We start from the raw sequence: 21,699 nt of genomic DNA on the forward strand, positions 1-21,699 counted from the left end.
CCGTTAACGGCGCAGATGACTTTTTTGGGGCTGTCGTATGAGGGGTGCGCTCGACAGGGCCGTCCAGCAATAACCGAGGTAGCGGGGTTTTACTGGTATCAGCCTCAGGGTGGACATCAGGTGATGTTTAAACTGTCTAAAGACTATAAAGTCCAGTTGGTGAGCCGTGATTCATTTGGAAAGGCGGTGACGGAGCATGGCCAGTGGCAATATCTGCAATCCGGCAAGTTGATCTTCAGTATGCGAGATGCCGAAAAGCATGAATATCTCATGTTATTCCGTCGAGCATCCAACGGTCAGCTAGTGTTACAAACAGGCTCTGATCGTTTGGCTGCATTGGGGGCAACGTTTCAACTTTGGCAGCCTTCAGACCTTCCGGGTGGGCAGCGGTTGCCTGCTGAGAACGCTAATCCAACTGACAAACCGCCGCTGATCAAAGCATCGGCGTTTGTAGAAGCGCCGACGCAACAACCTTCTTCCTTGCTGCCTTCTGCCCAGCCGCCGTCTTTGCTAACCGATACCCTGTTAGAGGACGCGCCGGTACAGGCAGCAGATATTGATGATGAACTCCTCAATGAAATTATTGTTGATGATAACGATCATCATTAAAAGATCCTCAAGCCGTTCAGTGCGGTTTAGGAAAAGTTTTTTAGTAGAAGATCTTTAGCCTGATTAATCTCTGCGGCAAGGTAGTCGCTGCCTCCACGGTCTGGATGGAGTTTTTGCATCAAACGACGATGTGCTTCAATAATCTCCTCTTTTGATGCGCCGGCTTCAAGCCCGAGAATCTGATAAGCCTTGTCGGTCTCGGATGTTTCTGCGGTGTTACTATCATCTTTACGCCAGCTATCACCAAAGCGTTTATCTAGATAGGTTTCCAGTAGACGGGCGGATTGCTCATCGTGTTGACGACAGTAACTCAGTAAGTCGATAAATTCATTTTCACTCAAGGTGCTAAGCTGGCGTCCCTGTAAAGGGCCTTCAAGTACCTCGCCTTCAAGAGAACCACTATCGTGATCGAGCTGCATGTTGAGAATTCTGCTTTGCACTTTAGAGGCATTGCCTGAGGTTTGTTGGTTACTCTTGTAATGCTGGAAGAGTTTACCCAGTACCGGAATCATCGGAATTAACCGTCGAGAGAAGGGGAGCAAAAGGGCGAACACCGCGCCGATCCAGCTCAGCTTACCGGTAAACGTTAGATAAAAGAGGGCGGCGGCGAGGACTGCCGCCAACAACATTAAGTTTGCCTTACGTTGATCCGCAGGTGATTTGGTGCGCAACCAAAGGAACCAACAGAGTAAAACTAAGCTTAGCAATATAAGTACAATGGGGTTCAAGGTTTGAATCCTTAAGATTTGAGCTGATGAGTGAGTTGCAAAATATCGGGGTGCCCATGTTTGGCGTATTCAAGTAGCGCACGTCGGCCACCGGTAGCATACACTGCGACCGCGCTTAATAACGCTTTTAAGGTGGCGGCACTGCTGTTATCAAAACGACAGTATGCCCCGCCTGACAGTTTAGCCATCTGTTTAAACGCGCTGGCGGCGGTAATATCACGGCCCTCTTGGAAGATAAAGAGTGGTGTCGAATGAATGCCCAGTTGCCCGGCTAGCTGACAGAGAAAATCAACCGGTTCTTCAACGCTGTCGCCGATAAAAATAATGGCTTGGACTGCCTGTTGACGTGTCTGTTTTAGACTGTGTTGTAGTAGGCGAGCAATTTGAGTATGACCGCCGAGGCAGTGAACTTGGTTCATCTGGTTGAGTAGACTGTTAGTGTCCCGTAGCCAGGTACTGGCGCTGAATTGATGCAGACCACCGTAATGACATAGTTGTACCGATAGCTTGCCCAATTCTTGGGTCTGGAGGAACATCTCGCTTTGCAGGTGACAGGCATGATCCCAGGTTTTTTCGCGGCTGGCGGTGGCATCCAATGCAAATATTAACCGAGCATCGTTATGAGGCACCGTCAGTTGTTTTGCCTGCTGCAGGAAGGCTTCAATCTCCTGATCGCTGGATATCGGGCTCAGGGCGCGTTTATCTTTCATAGGGTTTAGACCTGAATAGTGATTGAACATGGGTGTCTATTCGAAAGTCTGGCAGAAAAAAAGAGGCCTTGCAGCCCCTTTGTGGGTTTAATCCTGAGAATGTTAGTTTATCTCGCCAATGTAGCGCGCTCTTTTTTTCGCTTTAAGGTAATCCATATCGACGAGTACTAAGCCATCGACGCAGAAATTAAAGTCAGCATCGACACCGAAATCTAGAAAGCGTACGCCGCCCGCTTCGCAGACATCTGCATATTGCTTATACAGTGTGGGGACGGCGCAATTAAGGAAGTCCATCTGTTGCTTCAGTATTTTGAAGTCTTCTTTGTAGTCGTTACCACAGAAGAGGGCTTGCAGGTCTTTGGTCGCTTCCGGTTTAAGGTGATAAGGGGTAAATGATTTACCTAGGTTGTCCCTGTCTGGGAAATAGAGACGGTAAAAGTGTACGAGTAGGTCTTTAGCGTGTTGTGGATAACTGTTGCTAAGACTGACCGGTCCAAACATGTAACGTACGTTAGGATGCCGTTTAAGATACGCACCGATACCATACCAAAGATAATCGAGGCTCCGCTTACCCCAGTATTTAGGTTGCACAAAACTGCGACCGAGTTCTATACCCTGCTCAAAGTATTGCTGCATTGCAGGGGTATAGTTAAACAGTGTTGAGCTATACAGCTGATCATCTTCACTGTTATTCATTTTCCAAGCTTCGGCGAGACGGTAGGCACCGACGATTTCCAGTTCCTCCTCATCCCAGAGAATTAGATGGCGATAATGGGCATCATAACGATCTATATCGAGCTTTTCCCCGGTACCCTCGCCGACACAGCGGAAGGATACTTCTCGCAGCCGGCCAACTTCTCGCATGACCGCCGAGTCCGCATGGTAATCGAACAAGTAGATTCTTTTGCCATCAGCTGTTTCGCCTAGTCGTTCCGCTTGCTTGAGTTCCTTTTTTAACGCTTGGCGATCCTGTGGATGAGCAATGGTTTTTTCGGTTTTGAATATCGGCTTGCGGCCTTTAGCGAGGCGATAGAGATGTTTGCGCACCATCTTGCACTTTTCTTGACCCGCAACAGGGAGTTTATCTAACTGACTGTAGGGAATCGGTTCGCCGATTTTAAAAGGCAGGTTCATGGTGCGCTTATTGAACATCTCTCGTGGTAGTAGCAAGGCGGCAAGCGCTTTATTGATACCGGATACGGTGTAAAACAGAGATGAATTTTTCCCGCCAATGAAGATCGGTAAGATAGGGCTATTAGTTTTTTTAGCAAAGTGAAGAAACCCTTGGTTCCAGTGACTGTCTTTAATACCGGTGGGGCCTGCGCGGGAGACTTCGCCCGCGGGAAAGACGATGACCGCTTCTTCGTTATGCAGCGCATTACTGATATTGGCAATATCCTGTTTGCGGGTGGCTTTATTCAGATTGTCGACCGGTAGCAACAGTGGGCTCAGTTGGGTGAATGACGACAGCATATCATTAGCGACAATGCGTACATCCTTACGGATTTCGCCAATCATTTTTAACAATGCGAGTCCGTCGAGGGCTCCTAATGGATGATTCGCAATGATAAGCACACGCCCGCTAGAGGGGATATTCATAAGGTCTTTATTGCTTAGGGTGTAAGTGAAATTAAAGTAATCTAAAACCCGATCAATAAAATCGAACCCTTGGTAGCGACTGTTTTCTTCGAGAAAGCTGTTGACCTCCTGCTCATGGAAGATACGGCGTAAAACAAACAGTGCTGTATTACGAATCGCCGAGGGCTTGGAGGCAAAAGAGGGGTATTTATGGGTGATAACCTGTTCAACATTGATCACGATTGTCGACCTTTAACTATTATTGTTCACCCGAATCAATTTATGTGATTTTTGTGACAGTAGCTTGGCAGAAACATGACTATCTGGTGACAAGAGGATAGGGCTCAATCGGGCAGGTTTAATGAGTCAGCGTTTAATCAGACAGAGCCTAATCAGTGACGTTAACCCGTAGGTTCAATCAGTCGATGTTAATGAGTAGAACTTGGCGGGTCTTTTATTTGGGGGCTTTTATTAGGAAGGCCTTTTATTTGGCGAGTCTCTTATGGTGGGCTTACTTCAGCGCGAGAGCGTCTTTCCACGGATCTTTGTCCTCCTGACGTCGACCATGATTTTTTCCGATGGTTGGCTTCGAAGCGTATCGGCTCTCGTCGTTTTTTTATACTGGCGTCGATCGGCTCCCGAACGTTTGTCGTTAAAGGGATGATTATGCTCATGTGGCTTGTTGATTTTATTGGTCATGATCAGATTTCCCTCAGTTGTCTATACTTTAATTTAGAAGCTTCAGTTTAGAGGTTTTAGTTTAGAGGCTTCAGCTTAGAGGCTTTTTACTGGAGGGCTAATTTCAGCGCTGAGTAGCGTTCATATAGGGGTTGTTACTTATTTTTACTGTGAATATTTGCAGGTTATTGGGCGGAAGCCTTATAATGTAGTTTACTAAATTAGCAATAACGAATTTTAGGTGATTAGCGCTAAACTCGTTTGTTTAAAGGAAACCGAAGTCTCATGGAAAATCTCAACAGGACGTTTGCGCGCCGGTTGTATATCTCACATCTAATCGCAACCACGGAACGTCCCAGTGTGCCTGTTTTAATGGAACAAACCGCTTGGCCGCGGCGTACCATTCAAGATGTGATTAAAGCGATACCCGGCATGGGCATTAATGTCTATTTTAAGCAGGATGGACGGCGTAATAATGATGGTTATTATGTGATCGATAACTGGGGTGCGATTAACCCAGTTTGGTTAGAAAAAAATATTGAGAGTGTGAAGCGAGCATTGGAGGCTAAATAACTGTTCTTTTATACAGTATTTCGTAGTAGGCTTGGATAAATACAAAATGAGATTGTATTAATCTGGGCCATGAAGTGACCGATACGCTGGTACGAAAAATTATTCATTGTGATTGCGATTGTTTCTTTGCTGCTGTTGAGATGCGCGATGATCCTTCCCTGAGTGATATCCCCTTAGCCATTGGTGGTTCATCTGACCGTCGTGGTGTGATCTCCACCTGTAATTACCCCGCAAGAAAGTTTGGCATTCATTCAGCCATGGCAACGGCCCATGCGATGAAGCTGTGTCCCAGTCTTAAAGTCATTCCTGGTAATATGGAAAAATACCGGCAAGCGTCGGCGGCGATCATGTCTATTTATGCTGACTATACGGATCAGATTGAGCCGCTGTCTCTGGATGAGGCTTATCTTGATGTGACAGGGTCTACCCTTAAAGGTGGTAGCGCCACCTTTATCGCGCAGGAGATACGTCAGCGGGTTGAAGAACAGGTGGGTATTACTATCTCGGCAGGGGTCGCGCCAAATAAATTTGTTGCTAAAATTGCCAGTGATTGGCATAAACCCGATGGGTTATGCGTTATCACTCCGGATCAGTTGGAAGCTTTTGTGTTGCAATTACCGGTCAAAAAAATTTTTGGCGTCGGTAAGGTGACGACGGCTAAGTTGCAGCAGATGGGCATTGAGACCTGTGCTGATTTGAGAACCTTAAGTATGGCTCAACTGGTGGATCGGTTTGGTCGATTTGGTAAGCGACTATATGAACTCAGTCGCGGTATTGATGATCGGCCGGTGAGAACTTCTCGAGAGCGTAAGTCGATCAGTGTGGAGCATACCTTTGCAGTTGATCTGCCGAATCTTGCATGCTGTATCGAAAAATTACCGGTTATGCTGGCTGAGCTTGCGCAACGGTTTGAAAAACATGCCGAGCAGCGTGAAGTGGCTGGCGCAGTGATTAAGTTAAAGTTTTCTGACTTTTCTCAGACCACGGTTGAGCAAAGTGCTTCTGAGTGTCCGTTGGCATTGTATCAACACCTGTGTCAGGAGGCTTGGTTTCGAGGTAAAAAAGCTGTGCGTCTAATTGGCGTAGGCTATCGTTTACAGCCTAAAAATCAGCAACAGGCGGTGCAGTTGAAGTTGATCGACTAGGCTAAAATCTCAGGCGAGAGAGGTGTTACCGATGGGTAAGATGCGTCAGGATGAAACATCGTCGGCGACTCAGGGTGATAGACAGATAGTGGCTTTAATTGAACGCCTAAGTCTGCTGCAGCCGGATAGTCACTATAGAGATGATAGTCGGGGGTTGTATGCTTGTCGTTTGGCGCTCGATGCGCTGGAACAGGGGAATTACGGGGTAGCGGCACTGCTGGTTGATCCGCAGGGAAACGTGGTGGCGCAGTCTGAAAATCGGGTGTTTAGTGAAGATGGTCATGGTCGTTACCATAGTCATGCTCATGCTGAAATGCTGCTGGTGGATCAACTTGAGGCGGGGCTTGTGCCATATCCGACGGCTAAGTTGACGTTACTGGTGACGCTGGAGCCCTGTCCAATGTGTCTTACTCGGTTGCTGCTTTCTGGTATTGGGTCGGTACGCTATATGGCCGATGATCCACAAGGGGGAATGTTAACCCATGCTGATAAGTTACCCCCAGCATGGCGTAATTTGATGCAGTTGCAAAATCATTATAAAGCGCATCTCTCTGAACCGGTAAGGCGGCTTGCCGGCGATATTGCTAGCGCTCACCAAGATGTATTACGTCGCAAGCTGTTGACCTATATCCGTCCATGATGCTGTTTTGTGCAGTTGCTCAGTGCTATAATCGCGCTTTTTCGCCGCCCGTCCTCTTTCAAGACCTCAATTCAGGAAAAGTATTTTATTATGCTGCAGTTGATTTATAAACGTTCTCAAAGCATGAAATCCGATGTGCTATCCGGCCTTACGGTTGCGTTGGCGCTGGTTCCGGAAGCCGTAGCCTTCGCGTTTGTTGCTGGGGTGGATCCGTTGGTTGGTCTTTATGCCGCCTTTATGGTGGGATTGATTACCGCTTCGATTGGTGGTCGTCCGGGGATGATCTCCGGTGCCACCGGTGCGTTAGCGGTGGTCATGGTTAGCCTTGTCGCTGAGCATGGTGTTGAATATCTGTTTGCTACGGTAGTGTTAATGGGGGTTCTGCAAATATTGGCAGGGGTTTTCCGCTTAGGTAAGTTTATCCGCATGGTGCCCCATTCGGTGATGCTAGGATTTGTAAACGGTTTGGCTATTGTTATCTTTTTGGCGCAGATGAAGCAGTTTCAGGTTGCGGATGCCGATGGTGTGCTGGGCTGGATGCAAGGATATCAGTTGGGCGTGATGCTGGGTTTGGTGGCACTGACGATGGCGATTATCCATTTCTTGCCTAAATTAACCAAAGCGGTGCCATCGACATTAGTGGCTATTCTGGTGGTGACAGGTCTGGTTGTTGGATTGGATATTGATGCCGCTCGCAGTGTACAGGATGTTCTGGCGGACATGACGGGTGATCCAGCCGCGAGCATTGCCGGTGGTCTGCCGCAATTTCATATTCCGATGGTAGATATTAATTTTGAGACCCTGCGTATTATTTTCCCTTATGCGCTGATTTTGGCAGCGATTGGTTTGATTGAATCGTTGCTGACGTTGACGTTGATCGATGAGATTACCGAAACTCGCGGTCGGGGTAACCGGGAATGCGTAGGTCAGGGTGTAGCCAATGTAGCAACCGGCTTCTTCGGTGGTATGGGCGGCTGCGCAATGATCGGTCAGAGTATGATCAATATTGGCTCCGGCGGTACTGGACGGGCGTCCGGCATCTCGGCCGCACTCTTTTTGCTGCTCTTTATTTTGGTGGGTTCTAGTTGGATTGAAATCATTCCAGTAGCGGCATTGGTCGGGGTTATGTTTATTGTCGTCATCGGCACTTTCGAGTGGGCTAGTCTGAATTTGATGCGTAAAATCCCACCCTCTGATGCACTGGTGGTGGTGATTGTGACCGTTGTCACGGTGGCTACGGATTTGGCGATTGCCGTGATTGTGGGTGTGATTGTCTCTGCGTTGGTGTTTGCCTGGAAGCATGCCAAGCATATGCAAGTCGATACTAGTGTTGAAAATAACGGTTTTTTGAAGGTTTATAAGCCCCATGGTCCGCTTTTCTTTGGTTCAGTGCAGGCATTTCGGGATAACTTTACGCCTAAGTTTGACCCGCAAGAAGTGATTATCGATTTCGCTAACTGTCGTGTAATGGATCATTCTGGTGTTGAAGTGATCGATTCTTTGGTTGAACGGTACGAGAAAGCCAATATCGATATTCATATTCGTCACTTGAGCGATGAGTGTATTCGTTTGCTAGAAAAAGCGGGTTCCGCCGTTGAGATTGATCGGGAAAAGGATCCTGATTATAAGGTCGCGGCCGATAAGCTAGGCTGATTGCACTGATTATATTTTGCAAAACCGCGACCATTGTCGCGGTTTTTATCTATTGGGAATATGAATAATGGAAATTGAACTGATACTTGCCTTTGTTGTGCTGGGGACCGTTGTTGGGTTTCTAGCAGGCTTGCTGGGCATTGGTGGCGGTCTAGTCATGGTGCCGGTGCTCACCTCGCTGTTTATTTGGCAGGGAATTCCTGCGGATCAGGTGGTTCATCTGGCGCTGGGAACTTCAATGGCGTCGATTGTTATTACGTCGATCTCCAGTATGCGGGCTCACCACAAGAGAGGCGGCGTGATTTGGTCGGTGGTAAAGCGGATTGCACCGGGTATCGTAGTTGGGGCTTTTCTGGCAACGTTTCTGGCGTCGGTGTTGAGTTCTGAATTTCTGGGAATCTTTTTCTCCTGCTTTTTGGTATACGCATCGACTCAGATGTTTCTCAATATCAAACCTAAACCGAGTAGAGATCTGCCGGGAACGCCGGCACTGTTTGCCGCCGGCAGTGTTATTGGCAGTATCTCTGCGCTGGTTTCAATTGGGGGTGGAACCCTGACCGTGCCTTATCTTAGCTGGCACAATATTGATGTGAAGAAGGCCATTGGTACCTCTGCAGCTATCGGTTTGCCCATTTCGGTGGCCGGTACGATAGGTTATATCGTCAATGGTCTGTCAGCTGATCTGCAGATCGATTATGTGGTCGGTTTTATCTATCTGCCAGGTGTTGTGTTGATTTCGTTAATGAGTTCGATAATGGCGCCTGTGGGCGCGCATGTGGCGCATCTGCTGCCGATTCCCGTGCTAAAAAAAGTGTTTGCGTTATTGCTGCTAGGTTTGGCCGTTAAGATGATTAGTTCGGTCATTTAAGTGGTGCGGTTCGTGCCTCACCGGCACCTTACGAGGATGAGTGGGTTTGGCGCTGGTCGGTGCGGTTCGTGCCTCACCGGCACCTTACGAGGGTGAGTGGGTTTGATGTTGGTCGGTGCGGTTCGTGCCTCACCGGCACCTTACGAGGGTGAGTGGTGTTGGCGCTGGTGTCTCACCGGCACCTTACGAGGGTGAGTGGGTTTGATGTTGGTCGGTGCGGTTCGTGCCTCACCGGCACCTTACGAGGGTGAGTGGTGTTGACGCTGGTCGGTGCGGTTCGTGCCTCACCGGCACCTTACGAGGATGAGTGGGTTTGGCGCTCAGCATATAAAAAAAAGAGCTGCAGTTGCCTGAGCTCTTTTTTCTATAATCATTTCCACTGTGGTTGAAGCAGTTCCTTACTGCAGCCTCTTCATCATCCTAGAAGAGGCCTCCCGTCCATGGGTTTTTTTTAGCGAAATACCTATCAGCGTCCTGCCCTAGGTCTTCTCCTTATCGCCTGACCACGTCCTTGTTCCCCCAGCTTGTTCTTCAGTCCTTGAAGAGTGTCGATCCAACGGAAGTGATTATGGCGATATTGATAAAACCTTGATATAGGAAAAAGTCTTAAAACTGTCTTTATTAGACGACTTCAGTGTCTTTTTGTCGCGACAGTTCGTTGCGAGCTTATTAATTAGTATTGATTAACCACACTAACTTCAGAGTCTATTATTTTTTGGGGACAGTGGTGCTTTATCAAAAGACACACCAGACCAGCCGTGGGCGATAAAGTTACGGATATTGCCGTGGTCGCTGCCATTCGGATGCGCTAGAACGTCTTGATGATAGAAGCGTCCGAAACAGTTAAGGGTTTGTTGTTTTGATAGGTTGTTCAATTGGGCAAAGGCAAATATTTTACAGGAGCCTTCATTGGTACCTGCTTCATTAATGAGCTGGCCATTCATAAAGCGGGTAGGGGTGTAGTCATAGTTGGCTTCGATAACGGCGATGGTGTCTTCAAAGTCAATGCTATTAGGTTGATCGAGTTGTTGGATAAACTGTTGCAGGTCCATTCGGGACTCCTGTGTGAATCGATGAAATATAATGGGGTACTACTGTTCTTGTTGTAATAGTAGGGCGTGAACGAGTTCGGTATTCGGAACCTCGATATTTAATTTAGCCGCGCGTTGGATGACTGCGCCGCTGATACCGCCTAGCTCGAGAGGGCGACCTTTCTCTTTGTCGACGAGCATTGAGGTTTTAATGGCATCAAAATTACAAATTAAGTCAAACATCTCATCGATGTCTGCTGGGCTGAGTGTGACATCATCCGCAGGCGATACCATGGCGACTTCCTGCATCATCCGATAGACAGTTTTGCCAAAGGTTGGGTGAGAAGTCAGAGAGCGTGTATCAAGACGGGTGAGGGCTGATAGGGGGTTTACACCATTGTTGATGATCAGCTTCCGCCATAATTCATAGCGGATATCATCGGTTAACTGCGTTGGAATACCCGCTTCGTTAAATAGGTTTGCAAAGGCTGTCAAAGCCGCTGTTGGAAAAATCTGTTCACTATGATGATTAGGCCAGCTACCCATCACTATCTGGGCTGGACCGGTGGCTTCAATCTTACCTGGGGTTGTGATGTGGCCGCCGATACGTACCGCGAGTCCTCCGAGCGTTCGGTGGCGCCCTAGTGCTTGGGCTATCACCGGCTCATTATCAACGCCATTCTGTAAAGATAAAACCGGTGTCTCTGAGGTGTTTAGCCAGTCAGCTAGCTGTGTCAGTATGCTGGTGGTAGCGCCGGCTTTTAGTGTTAAAAGAATAAGGTCGAAATCATGGCATTGATAGCGGCTTTGCAGCTGATCCATATCCAGCGCGTCAACCGGTTGGTTGAAGTCGAGTTGGGGATGACTGATGGTTAGGCCGCTATTTTGTAACGCTTGCAGGTGTGCGCCACGGGCTAGATAAGAAACCTGATGACCCTGCAATTGTAGTCTGGCGCCGTAGTAGCAGCCAATGCCACCCGCGCCAATAACAAGAAAACGCATTATGTTACCTACTCATATAGTTACTGGAATGAGAGTAGCACTTTACCTGATGCGCGGATGATTTCCAGTTGGATTATAAGCTAGAGGATTAGCTTCGGCCTGTACTAGGCGTACTACGCGCTGGGCGACGGTTTCCTGGCTTGGCTGGGGCATTACCTGTGTTGGTGCGACCACTGCGGGCAGCGGGTTTAGCCGCCGTATTTCCCTGCTCTTGGCGATTGCCAGTACTGCTGCGATGGCGCTTATTTTTACCGGCTGGCTTGTGTCCCCGAGCAGCATCGCCTGAGCGTTGTCCGTCTTGATGACCGTTTTGTGGCTTGGCTCTTTTCGGCTTATTCGGCTTACGTTTACGGTTGCTCAAGCTCGATTCTGGTAGATTATGCAGGGGTTGAAAACCAAGGATCTCTTCCCGTTCGAGTATTCGACCAATCAGGTGTTCAATATCAGAGAGCTGGTCAAATTCATCGGCGCTGACGAGTGATATTGCCTGACCGCTGGCCCCGGCGCGTCCTGTACGACCAATACGGTGTACATAGTCTTCGGGAACATTGGGTAGATCAAAGTTAACAACCTGAGGAAGCTGATCTATATCCAAGCCACGGGCGGCGATATCGGTGGCGACCAATACTTGAATTTTACCCTGTTTGAATTCTAACAACGCCTTGGTGCGGGCTGATTGGCTTTTGTTACCGTGAATGGCGGCTGCTTTAACGTTTTCAGAATCGAGGTGTTTGCACAGTTGATTCGCGCCACGCTTAGTGCGGGTGAAAACTAAGACCTGATGCCACTGGTGTTCTGCCAGTAGATGGCTGAAAAGAGCGGATTTCTGTTTCTTGTCAACGGGGCAAATCCACTGCTTAACGTTGCTAGCGGTGGTGTTGCGTGCAGCGACAGAGATCTCAACAGGATTATTAACCAGGCCTTTGGCTAGCGTCCGAATTGAGTCAGAGAAGGTGGCAGAGAACATTAAATTCTGGCGCTGTTTCGGCAGCAGATTAATGATCTTTTTAATGTCATGGATAAAGCCCATATCCAGCATGCGGTCGGCTTCATCCAGTACCAGCACTTCAACTTTGTTGAATTTGACGGCATTTTGGTTATACAGGTCCATCAACCGGCCTGGGGTGGCGATCAGAATATCGACCCCTTTACGCAGTTGCATCATCTGAGGGTTGATACTGACACCACCAAAAACAACAGCCGAGCGTAATGGCAGGTTTTTACCATAGTCACCGACGCTTTCAGCTACCTGAGCCGCAAGTTCTCGGGTCGGGGTGAGAATCAGCGCCCGAATCTGGGTGCCTTGGGCGCGTTCACCATGGCTTAGCAGCTCGAGCAGGGGCAGGGTGAAGCCTGCGGTTTTGCCGGTGCCAGTCTGGGCCGCCGCCATTAGGTCTTTGCCTTCCAGTACCGCCGGAATCGCTTGGGCCTGAATCGGCGAAGGGGTCTCGTAACCTTTATCGGTAACGGCATCAAGTATCGGTGCCGATAGGCCCAGATCAGTAAATTTCATGCATACTCTCTATAACTACATTGTCGAAATGACAGGAGGCCGAAGGATACAGGAAAGGCAGTCGAAATGGCAGTGATTATAGCTTTTGTCCGTGACAACTCAGTTGCCAGACTTCCACTGCACCGGCATTTAAATTAGCCATCACATTGGGGCCCATCTGACTGAATGCCTCACCCAGAATTTTTGTGGGTGACAGGGCGGTTACAGACTTTCCTGAATCTTCTTTGTTAGCCTGTCGTTGACGCCATTGTAACGCTTCATTGGACCAGTTTTCAGCCCGCTCTAGCGTAAAATTATTCTGCTGTAATAATCCGCTCATCGCTTCAAAGGTAATGAGGTGTGATTGTTTTGCGCTGCTCGCCCAAGGGACGGGGTAACGCATACTGTGTGGGTTTGGTCCTTGCAGAACCTCGTGTAACAGCAGCGAGCCTTCAGTATTGAGCACCCGACGACACTCCTGTAAACAGAGGTCAGTGTGTGGAATGTTCAGCAGGCTGTGCTGAAAAATAATGCAGTCAAAGCTGTCATTGGCAAAGGGCAGTTGTCGGGCATCACAGGTAATCACTGCTGGGGATGTCGCAGGATCTGTCAGTCCGCTAATGGCTTGGTTGAGCCGATTAAAACGATGAGTGATATCAATGCCCACCACTTCGGCAGCTTTATTCGCTGTGAGCATTCGCATCAGGCCACCTATGCCTGAACCTATTTCAAGAATGCGGGCTGGTTTAAGTGTCTCGAGTTGCAGTAATAGCTTTTCTGAGGCTTTGATGCCGCCAATATGAAGTTGGTCTAAAGGGGCTAACTGATAGATAGAAGGGCCGTCAGGGTAGCGTTTGCGTAGCTGTTGCAGCAGAAAGGTTTCATCTGTGTGATGGCTGTAATGTTGATCAATATCCACCGGCATATCCTTGCGGTTAATCGTTAGTCAGTCGTAGTAGGTGACATCATTCGGTGTTTGGCGGGGTTAAACACTAAAAACGGGGTCATTAGACCCCGTATAATATCATCCAGAAGCCTTAGATATCATCTAGGCCGAGTTCTTTGATCGAGATCTCGCGCATCTTGAATTTCTGGATTTTGCCGGTAACTGTCATTGGGAACTCATCGACAAACTTAAAATATCGAGGAATTTTGAAGTGAGTGATCTGTCCTTTGCAGAACTCCCGTAGCTGGTGCTCGGTAACACTTTCAGAATCAACACTTAACTTAACCCAAGCGATCAGTTCCTCTCCATATTTTTTATCCGGTACGCCCGTCACCTGAACATCGGTGATATTGGGGTGAGTATAAAGAAATTCTTCGATCTCTTTCGGGTAGACGTTTTCGCCACCGCGGATCACCATATCTTTGATGCGGCCGACGATCTGAATATAACCCTCTTCATCCATCGTGGCGAGATCTTCGGTATGCATCCAGCCATTATCATCAATCGCTTTTTTGGTACCGTCTTCATTGTTCCAGTATTTGATCATGACACTGTAACCGCGGGTGCAAAGTTCGCCGATTTCTCCACGAGGAGACACGCGTCCGGTGAGGGGATCGATGATTTTGCTTTCTAGATGCGGTTGGGTGCGGCCGACAGTCGTGACCTGCTTGTCGAAGGGGTCATCCGCGGCGGTCTGGGTCGATACTGGGCTAGTTTCGGTCATCCCGTAGGCGATCTGAACCTCTTTCATATTCATTTTTGAGTTGACCGCTTTCATGACCTCAGCCGGACAGATAGAGCCAGCCATAATGCCGGTTCGCAGGCTCGAAAGGTCGTAATTGTCGAAATCGGGATGCTCTAGTTCGGCAATGAACATGGTCGGTACGCCATACAGCGCGGTGGCTTTCTCTTTTTGTACTGCTTCGAGCACCGCTTTAGGCTCGAAACCGTCGGTTGGGTAGATCATGGTAGAGCCATGGGTAACGCAGCCGAGATTACCCATCACCATACCAAAGCAATGGTAGAGAGGCACGGGGATGATCACGCGGTCTTTGTGGGTGAAATTCTGGCTTTCAGCGACAAAGAAACCGTTGTTTAGAATATTGTGGTGGCTCAGCGTAGCGCCTTTAGGAAAACCGGTTGTGCCTGAGGTGTACTGAATATTGATAGGATCATCAAATTGCAGGGTTACCTGAATATCTTTGACTTGTTGTAGATCGACTTTATCCGCCTGCTCAACAAAGTCATCCCAACGCCACATGCCGGGATGTTGCTCATCCGACAGGTTGATAATGCATTCCAGCGTTTTCAACTTGGCTGATTTGAGTTGCCCTTTTTCGCATTCATGCAGTTCAGGGGCTAGCTCTAGCAGCATTTGGGTGTAGTTAGAGCTCTTGAATGTATCGGCGGTTACGAGGAAGCGGGTACCTGATTGGTTGAGTGCGTATTCCAGTTCATGCAGACGGTATGCTGGATTGATATTGACCAGAATAGCGCCGACTTTAGCGGTAGCAAATTGTGTGACTGTCCACTGCGCGGTATTTGGGGACCAGATGCCAATACGGTCACCAGGTTCTATGCCGAGTGCGAGGAGGGCGCGGGCGCACTGCTCTACCTTTGCTTGTAGTTCTGCGTAACTCCAATGAATATTCTGATAATGCACGATTAATGCATCGTTATCAGGATAGGTGGCGCAGGTTTCATCAAATTTATCGCCAATGGTCATGCCCAGCAAAGGAGTGTTGCTGGTGCCGCTGGTATAGCTGGGTTGTGTGATGCTCATTGAATTATTCCCATCGTTGTTTTTATAGATCGGGGTTGGTCTTACGTTCTATCATCCTGATAGGACGTATCTTTGCTGTGTAATTGTTATCTTGCGAGCGCGTGGTATTCAGGGTTTGGCTGCATATCAACGGCACCGGCTACCCGGTTAGTCATATTGTAAAAGCCTGCTACGTTAGCAATATCCCAAATGTCTTGGTCGCTAAATTCTGCCTCTCTGAGAGCCAGACGGTCACTCTCGACAATGGAGTCCGGCGAAACGGTCATCTTGACGGCAAAATCGAGCATAGCGCGATGGCGTACAGAGAGTTCGGCGGCGCGATAGTTGATGGCGATCAACTCGCCTAAAGCGGGGTCACCGGAATATTTTCGCACCGCTGCTCCATGGGCGACGATGCAGTAAAAACAGTGATTTTGTGACGAGACCGCCACCGCGATCATCTCGCGTTCCAGAGCGGTTAGATTGCTTTCGCCAAACATCAGTTCGTTATAGTACTTAGAGAAAACCTCGAACTGAGCCATATTCTGGCTGTAAGCTTTTAGGACGTTGGGAACCATACCTAGCTTATTGTCACAAACGTCGAAGTATTTTTTGACGTCAGCGGGAAGTTCATCCCGTGAAGGGTATTTAAGGTCTAGCGCGGTAATATGATCTGGTTGAGACATTGTCTTACTCCGTATTATTTTTGTCCTTCAGAGTGCACAGATAGACGGTTCTGAGTAATACTTATTTTTATCTTATACTAGGGTAAACCCTTATATCAGTTCAAGATAAAAATTCAGGCTAGAAACACAGAAGTAAAGGTTTCTGCCTGAACTCAAACGTCTGATAACGCTCCTATGTGGGGTTAGCTGTTTCATGACAGCCCATCGCGAGTGCGACCTTCGAGCCGCTACTGCGCCCCAGTTGTGCGCTAATCCAATGGCCTGTGCGGGCCAGTTTATGCAGGTCGACACCGGTTTCTATCCCTAGTCCATTGAGCATATACAGCACATCTTCGGTGGCAACATTACCTGATGCACCTTTGGCATAAGGACAACCGCCTAGCCCTGCAACTGACGCATCGATCACGGCAACCCCTTCTTCAATGACTGCATAAAGATTAGCGAGTGCTTGGCCGTAGGTATCGTGAAAATGAGCCGCCAGTTTATCGACGGGTACCTGTTTGCTGACCGCCTCTAACATTCGTTTTGCCTTTAGCGGTGTGCCGACACCGATGGTGTCTCCCAGGGATATTTCATAGCAACCCATATCCAGTAACGCACGGCTCACCATCGCTACCTGTGCAGGGTCTATATCACCTTCATATGGACAGCCTAGTACGGTGGAAACATAACCCCTGACGCGGATGGCATGCGTCTGAGCTAGTTCAATCACCGGGGCGAAGCGCTCTAAGCTTTCTTTGATGGAGCAGTTAATATTTTTCTGCGTAAACGCTTCTGAGGCAGCGCCAAATACGGCCACCTCATCAACGCCTGCCGCGATAGCGGCTTCTAACCCTTTAAGGTTGGGGGTTAGGGCTGAGTAAATAACGCCCGGTTTGCGGTTGATGCCGGCCATCACCGCCGCGGCATCCCCCATTTGTGGCACCCATTTGGGGGATACAAAACTCGCCGCTTCGATATGGTTTAGGCCCGTTTCGCTGAGTTGATTAATCAGCTCCACTTTAACCGCCGTATCAATCACCGGCCCCGATTCATTTTGTAGCCCATCCCGGGCGCCCATCTCAAATAAGCGGATTGCCTTTGGGAACGCCATGATTATGCCTCCGCGATATCAAGTGCATTAAGTGAGATCAACTCGGCACCATCGGCAACTAGGTCGCCCTCGGCAAAATAGATCTCTGCGACGGTACCGTCATGGGGTGCTTTGAGGCTATGCTCCATTTTCATCGCTTCCATGATAACTAACGTCTCACCGGCTTTAACGCTTTGTCCAGATTCAACCAATACGGCCACAACGGCACCGTTCATGGGAGCGGTCAAACTGTTATCCGCCGCATGATCATCATTACCAAAGCTTTCACGATGTTGTTCGCAAATAAACTGCTCACCATCGTGGAACAGGGTGAGGTGGTCGCCGTCGTTATATAGATGAACACTCAACTGATGACCGTTAATCACCACTTTTAACAGATCATCGGTCAACGCAGCGCTAACCTGATAGCTGGCATCATCAATCTGAACCAGATATTGCCCCTGTTCTTGAGTGCTTTGCTCCAGAATATTGAGGTGATAGTCTGTTTCGGCGTGAATCAGCGTTAGCGGGCGAGCATACTCAGAATTTAAGCGCCAGTTATTCTGATAACCAAATGGCGAATAGGGGTCGTCGGGGTTATTAGCCTGCTGCTTGGTTTTTTCGCTAAAGAAACAGGCCGCCATCACTAAACAGAACGCAGTGTTTAGGTTGCTGGCAGGGAACAGCAGCTGTTCATGTTTATCAATAAAACCGGTGTCCAGATCCAGCGCTTTAAACGGTGCACTGCCGGCAAGGTTGCGTAAGAAACGCAGATTGGTGGTCAAGCCGCTGATGCGATATTCCTCAAGGGCTTGCTCCATACGGGCGATCGCACGGTCACGGTCATCATCCCAAACGATCAGTTTAGCGATCATCGGATCGTAAAATACACTCACTTCATCGCCTTCGACGACCCCAGTATCAACCCGTACATGCCGGTTTTCTTCAGGGGTGCGTAGATAACGCAGGGTGCCGGTGGCCGGTAAAAAGTCGTTATCCGGATCTTCAGCGTAGACGCGAGCTTCCAGTGCATGGCCGTTAATACGGACTTCATCCTGCTGTAGAGGCAACGGCTCGCCGCTGGCAATGCGCAGTTGCCATTCGACCAAGTCTTGACCGGTAATCATCTCTGTGACCGGGTGTTCAACCTGCAAGCGGGTGTTCATCTCCATAAAGTAAAATGAACCATCGACATCGTAGAGAAACTCGACAGTGCCCGCGCCAACATAATCGATCGCTTGTGCGGCGCGGACCGCAGCTTCACCCATCGCTTTGCGGGTGGCATCCGGCAAATTGGGTGCCGGTGCTTCTTCAATAACTTTTTGATGGCGGCGCTGGACTGAGCAGTCCCGTTCCGCCAGATAGACCCCATTGCCCTGTTTATCACAGAACACTTGGATTTCAACGTGGCGGGGTTGGGTGAGATAACGCTCGATTAGCATATCGGGGTTACCGAAGGCGTTCTTCGCTTCGCGGCAGGCCGATACCAGTGCTTCATCGAACTCTTCGATCGATTCGACCACCCGCATCCCTTTACCGCCACCACCGGCGACGGCTTTCAGCAGTTGAGGAAAACCACAGCGAACGGATTCGGCTTTTAATACTTCAGGTGATTGATCTTCGCCATGATAGCCCGGCACCAGAGGCACCGAAGCATGAGACATAATCTCTTTAGCGGCAGACTTTGAGCCCATCGCCTCGATAGCACCGGTTGGTGGCCCGATAAACTCAATACCGTTATCGAAGCAGGATTTGGCGAAGGCAGCATTTTCCGACAGGAAACCGTATCCAGGGTGTACCGCTTGGGCACCGGACTGTATCGCGATCTCAAGAATCTTATCGCCACGCAGGTAGCTTTCACTGCTCGGCGCAGGGCCTAGTAGAAAGGCTTCATCGGCCATGGCGACGTGACGGGCGTTTTTGTCGGCTTCAGAGTAGACGGCGACACAGCGGATACCCATGCGGTGGGCGGTTTGGATAACCCTGCAAGCGATCTCCCCACGGTTAGCAATTAAAATTTTATTAAACATGCCGTTTACTCCTGAATCCAGTTCGGTTTACGCTTTTGCAGAAAGGAGCTAAGCCCTTCCTGACCCTCGTCGCTGACACGGATATCGGCGATGCGACAGGCGGTGTCATCAATCACTTCAGCAGTGATCTCTTTTTGACTAACGGCATAGATAAGCTGTTTCGCGGCTTGCATCCCCTGTGGGCTGTTTTTTTGCAGCGTAGCGGTCATGCGGTCACAGGCTTCGTCCAGTTGCTCAACGTTCTCGACCACTTCATGCACTAAACCATAGTTTTGTGCAGCGCGGGCTGAGAAGGGTTCAGCGGTGAGGAAATAGCGGCGCGATTGACGTTCACCAATGGCCCGAACGACATAGGGGCTGATGACGGCGGGGATCAAGCCGATTTTGACTTCCGACAAGCAGAAAGCACTGCTTTCGGCTGCGATGACAATGTCGCAGCAGGCGGCGAGACCGACTGCGCCGCCATAGGCAGCGCCTTGGATCAGGGCAATGGTTGGTTTGCTATGGTTATTTAGCAGCTCCATTAGTTTTGCTAGACGACCCGCATCCACCCGATTTTCTTCATGGGTGTTGTTAGCCATGCGTTTCATCCAAGCTAAGTCGGCACCGGCAGAAAAATTCTTGCCGCGTGAGCGTAGCACTAACACCCGAACCTCTGGATCTATTTGGGTCGCTTCTAGCTGCTCGATAAGCTGTTCGATAACCGCATCATCGAAAGCATTGTGCACTTCAGGGCGGTTGATAATCAGTTCAGCGATACCGTTACTGCTTTTTTCCAGCAGCACAAATTGTTTTTGTTTGATCGACATCTGCAGGCTCTCCATTACATCCGGAATACGCCGAAGTGGGTTTCGCCCACCGGCTTATTGAGGGCGGCAGATAGACTCATGCCGATCACATCGCGGGTTTGTTTTGGATCGATAACGCCATCATCCCAAAGCCGAGCAGACGCATAATAAGGATGGCCCTGATGTTCATAGGTGTCGATGATAGGCTGTTTGAAGCGAGCTTCCTCTTCTTCAGACCAGCTTTCACCGGTGCGATCCATATTGTCACGTTTAACGGTTGCCAGTACGCCGGCAGCCTGTTCACCACCCATCACAGAGATTCGTGCGTTCGGCCACATAAACATTAGGTTAGGGCTATAGGCACGACCACACATGCCGTAGTTGCCGGCACCAAAGCTACCACCGATCAGTACGGTGAATTTAGGCACATCGGCACAGGCCACAGCGGTAACCATCTTGGCACCATGTTTGGCGATACCTTCCGCTTCATACTTTTGACCAACCATAAAGCCGGTAATGTTTTGCAGGAACAGGAGTGGTATTTTGCGTTGACAGCAGAGCTCGATAAAGTGAGCGCCTTTCTGTGCGGATTCACCAAACAAAATTCCATTGTTGGCGATAATACCTACGGGATAACCATGAATATGGGCAAAACCTGTTATTAAGGTGGTGCCATAGAGTTTTTTGAATTCATCAAATTCAGAGCCATCGACGATACGCGCAATCACTTCACGTACATCGTAGGGTTTTCTCAAGTCGGTGCCGACAATGCCGTATAACTCATCGGCAGGGTAGAGCGGCTCTTTAGTCGCTTGAGTCTTGATGTTGATCTCTTTACGACGGTTGAGATTGGCGACGCAGGTACGTGCAATCTCCAGCGCATGAGCATCATTTTCAGCGTAATGATCGGCCACACCCGAGACTTTACAGTGCACATCGGCACCGCCTAGGTCTTCAGCACTTACCACTTCACCGGTGGCGGCTTTTACCAGTGGCGGACCGGCTAGGAAGATGGTGCCTTGATCACGCACAATAATGGATTCGTCAGCCATGGCGGGAACATAAGCGCCGCCCGCAGTACACAACCCCATGACGACGGCAATTTGAGGAATCCCTTTGGCAGACATGCGGGCCTGGTTGTAAAATATACGGCCGAAGTGATCACGGTCGGGGAACACATCATCCTGTTGTGGCAGGTTGGCACCACCTGAATCGACTAGGTAGATACAGGGCAGGTGGTTTTGTTCCGCAATCTCTTGAGCGCGAAGGTGTTTCTTCACGGTCAGCGGGAAATAAGTGCCGCCCTTAACGGTGGCATCGTTGGCGATAATCATACATTCGATACCGCTAACCCGGCCGATGCCGGTGATGATACCCGCAGCGGGTACATCGTCATCGTACACTTTATAGGCGGCTAGTTGAGAGAGTTCTAACAGTGGAGAGCCGTCATCTAGCAGCGTATTAATACGTTCTCGGGGCAGTAATTTCCCGCGAGATAGGTGACGTTCTTGGTATTTAGCGCCGCCACCCTGATGAATTTGGGCTGTTTTGTTGCGTAGATCGTTTACCTCGTTGGCCATCGCATCGTAATTGGCACGAAACTCCTCAGCCCGAGGGTTAATTTTTGTTGTTATGGTAGCCATTGCTGTTCCTCTGATGTTCGCTGGTTGGGCGTTGCATCGGTATCTGGTATCGTTTTGAGTGAAAA

At 49.2% G+C, this 21,699-nt stretch carries 19 protein-coding genes; 6 read left to right on the plus strand and 13 right to left on the minus strand.

Going from position 1 to position 21,699, the window contains the following annotated elements; genetic code table 11:
• Positions 1-609 (plus strand): hypothetical protein (locus tag KO512_RS12295; RefSeq protein ID WP_215952651.1); only part of this gene is annotated, 609 nt, incomplete at its 5' end.
• A gap of 26 nt (positions 610-635) precedes the next feature.
• On the opposite strand, the gene KO512_RS12300 is transcribed toward KO512_RS12295, so the two are convergent.
• The 3 genes from KO512_RS12300 to KO512_RS12310 form a co-directional block, all read right to left on the minus strand.
• On the minus strand, positions 636-1,280 hold the full coding sequence (locus KO512_RS12300) for a DnaJ domain-containing protein (RefSeq protein WP_252735004.1): 645 nt from the start codon (positions 1,278-1,280) through the stop codon (positions 636-638).
• Between the two features lie 68 nt (positions 1,281-1,348).
• On the minus strand, positions 1,349-2,047 hold the full coding sequence (locus tag KO512_RS12305) for a VWA domain-containing protein (RefSeq protein WP_215952653.1): 699 nt from the start codon (positions 2,045-2,047) through the stop codon (positions 1,349-1,351).
• A gap of 102 nt (positions 2,048-2,149) precedes the next feature.
• Entirely contained in the window at positions 2,150-3,865 is a 1,716-nt protein-coding gene (locus tag KO512_RS12310; protein ID WP_215952654.1) for a GNAT family N-acyltransferase, read from the minus strand.
• Positions 3,866-4,588: 723 nt separating this feature from the next.
• Between KO512_RS12310 and KO512_RS12315 the strand changes: the two genes are divergently transcribed.
• From KO512_RS12315 to KO512_RS12335, 5 genes are all read left to right on the plus strand, one after another.
• A complete protein-coding gene (locus tag KO512_RS12315) occupies positions 4,589-4,876 on the plus strand; it encodes a helix-turn-helix domain-containing protein (protein WP_215952655.1) in 288 nt (95 codons plus the stop codon).
• A 74-nt stretch (positions 4,877-4,950) separates the two neighbouring features.
• Positions 4,951-6,021, plus strand: coding sequence for a DNA polymerase IV (gene dinB / locus KO512_RS12320; RefSeq protein WP_303493091.1), 1,071 nt, complete (start codon positions 4,951-4,953; stop codon positions 6,019-6,021).
• Positions 6,022-6,052: 31 nt separating this feature from the next.
• Positions 6,053-6,661, plus strand: a complete 609-nt coding sequence (locus KO512_RS12325) for a nucleoside deaminase (RefSeq protein WP_215952656.1) — start codon at positions 6,053-6,055, stop codon at positions 6,659-6,661.
• 90 nt (positions 6,662-6,751) lie between these two features.
• Positions 6,752-8,314: a SulP family inorganic anion transporter gene (locus KO512_RS12330; RefSeq protein WP_215952657.1), complete on the plus strand. Its 1,563-nt coding sequence runs from the start codon at positions 6,752-6,754 to the stop codon at positions 8,312-8,314.
• A gap of 67 nt (positions 8,315-8,381) precedes the next feature.
• Positions 8,382-9,182, plus strand: a complete 801-nt coding sequence (locus tag KO512_RS12335; protein ID WP_215952658.1) for a sulfite exporter TauE/SafE family protein — start codon at positions 8,382-8,384, stop codon at positions 9,180-9,182.
• Between the two features lie 698 nt (positions 9,183-9,880).
• Here the strand turns inward: KO512_RS12335 and KO512_RS12340 are convergent.
• The 10 genes from KO512_RS12340 to KO512_RS12385 form a co-directional block, all read right to left on the minus strand.
• Complete coding sequence (locus KO512_RS12340; protein WP_215952659.1) at positions 9,881-10,234, minus strand: HopJ type III effector protein; 354 nt, start codon at positions 10,232-10,234, stop codon at positions 9,881-9,883.
• Between the two features lie 39 nt (positions 10,235-10,273).
• Positions 10,274-11,215 (minus strand): ketopantoate reductase family protein, encoded by a 942-nt coding sequence (locus KO512_RS12345; protein WP_215952660.1) that lies wholly within the window; start codon positions 11,213-11,215, stop codon positions 10,274-10,276.
• A gap of 88 nt (positions 11,216-11,303) precedes the next feature.
• The gene (locus KO512_RS12350) at positions 11,304-12,728 is read right to left on the minus strand and encodes a DEAD/DEAH box helicase (protein WP_215952661.1); all 1,425 of its coding nucleotides are present in this window, start codon (positions 12,726-12,728) and stop codon (positions 11,304-11,306) included.
• A 76-nt stretch (positions 12,729-12,804) separates the two neighbouring features.
• The gene (locus tag KO512_RS12355) at positions 12,805-13,626 is read right to left on the minus strand and encodes a class I SAM-dependent methyltransferase (protein ID WP_303493313.1); all 822 of its coding nucleotides are present in this window, start codon (positions 13,624-13,626) and stop codon (positions 12,805-12,807) included.
• Positions 13,627-13,744: 118 nt separating this feature from the next.
• Entirely contained in the window at positions 13,745-15,436 is a 1,692-nt protein-coding gene (locus KO512_RS12360) for an AMP-binding protein (protein WP_215952663.1), read from the minus strand.
• Between the two features lie 86 nt (positions 15,437-15,522).
• The gene (locus KO512_RS12365) at positions 15,523-16,101 is read right to left on the minus strand and encodes a peroxidase-related enzyme (protein ID WP_215952664.1); all 579 of its coding nucleotides are present in this window, start codon (positions 16,099-16,101) and stop codon (positions 15,523-15,525) included.
• 172 nt (positions 16,102-16,273) lie between these two features.
• Positions 16,274-17,194: a hydroxymethylglutaryl-CoA lyase gene (locus tag KO512_RS12370; protein WP_215952665.1), complete on the minus strand. Its 921-nt coding sequence runs from the start codon at positions 17,192-17,194 to the stop codon at positions 16,274-16,276.
• 2 nt (positions 17,195-17,196) lie between these two features.
• Positions 17,197-19,203 carry an acetyl/propionyl/methylcrotonyl-CoA carboxylase subunit alpha gene (locus KO512_RS12375; protein WP_215952666.1) on the minus strand — a complete coding sequence of 669 codons (2,007 nt, stop codon included), beginning with the start codon at positions 19,201-19,203 and terminating at the stop codon, positions 17,197-17,199.
• A gap of 5 nt (positions 19,204-19,208) precedes the next feature.
• Positions 19,209-20,012, minus strand: a complete 804-nt coding sequence (locus tag KO512_RS12380; protein WP_215952667.1) for an enoyl-CoA hydratase/isomerase family protein — start codon at positions 20,010-20,012, stop codon at positions 19,209-19,211.
• Positions 20,013-20,026: 14 nt separating this feature from the next.
• On the minus strand, positions 20,027-21,634 hold the full coding sequence (locus tag KO512_RS12385) for a carboxyl transferase domain-containing protein (RefSeq protein ID WP_215952668.1): 1,608 nt from the start codon (positions 21,632-21,634) through the stop codon (positions 20,027-20,029).
• Between the last annotated feature and the right edge of the window lie 65 nt (positions 21,635-21,699).

The organism is Amphritea atlantica (assembly GCF_018860855.1).
GTDB lineage: Bacteria > Pseudomonadota > Gammaproteobacteria > Pseudomonadales > Balneatricaceae > Amphritea > Amphritea atlantica_A.

Excerpts from the sequence above, each read along its gene's own strand:
- KO512_RS12305 (WP_215952653.1), bottom strand. The coding sequence starts at position 2,047 with ATGAAAGATAAACGCGCCCTGAGCCCGATATCCAGCGATCAGGAGATT.
- KO512_RS12315 (WP_215952655.1), top strand. The coding sequence starts at position 4,589 with ATGGAAAATCTCAACAGGACGTTTGCGCGCCGGTTGTATATCTCACAT.
- KO512_RS12325 (WP_215952656.1), top strand. The coding sequence starts at position 6,053 with ATGGGTAAGATGCGTCAGGATGAAACATCGTCGGCGACTCAGGGTGAT.
- KO512_RS12330 (WP_215952657.1), top strand. The coding sequence starts at position 6,752 with ATGCTGCAGTTGATTTATAAACGTTCTCAAAGCATGAAATCCGATGTG.
- KO512_RS12335 (WP_215952658.1), top strand. The coding sequence starts at position 8,382 with ATGGAAATTGAACTGATACTTGCCTTTGTTGTGCTGGGGACCGTTGTT.
- KO512_RS12340 (WP_215952659.1), bottom strand. The coding sequence starts at position 10,234 with ATGGACCTGCAACAGTTTATCCAACAACTCGATCAACCTAATAGCATT.
- KO512_RS12345 (WP_215952660.1), bottom strand. The coding sequence starts at position 11,215 with ATGCGTTTTCTTGTTATTGGCGCGGGTGGCATTGGCTGCTACTACGGC.
- KO512_RS12350 (WP_215952661.1), bottom strand. The coding sequence starts at position 12,728 with ATGAAATTTACTGATCTGGGCCTATCGGCACCGATACTTGATGCCGTT.
- KO512_RS12360 (WP_215952663.1), bottom strand. The coding sequence starts at position 15,436 with ATGAGCATCACACAACCCAGCTATACCAGCGGCACCAGCAACACTCCT.
- KO512_RS12365 (WP_215952664.1), bottom strand. The coding sequence starts at position 16,101 with ATGTCTCAACCAGATCATATTACCGCGCTAGACCTTAAATACCCTTCA.
- KO512_RS12370 (WP_215952665.1), bottom strand. The coding sequence starts at position 17,194 with ATGGCGTTCCCAAAGGCAATCCGCTTATTTGAGATGGGCGCCCGGGAT.
- KO512_RS12375 (WP_215952666.1), bottom strand. The coding sequence starts at position 19,203 with ATGTTTAATAAAATTTTAATTGCTAACCGTGGGGAGATCGCTTGCAGG.
- KO512_RS12380 (WP_215952667.1), bottom strand. The coding sequence starts at position 20,012 with ATGTCGATCAAACAAAAACAATTTGTGCTGCTGGAAAAAAGCAGTAAC.
- KO512_RS12385 (WP_215952668.1), bottom strand. The coding sequence starts at position 21,634 with ATGGCTACCATAACAACAAAAATTAACCCTCGGGCTGAGGAGTTTCGT.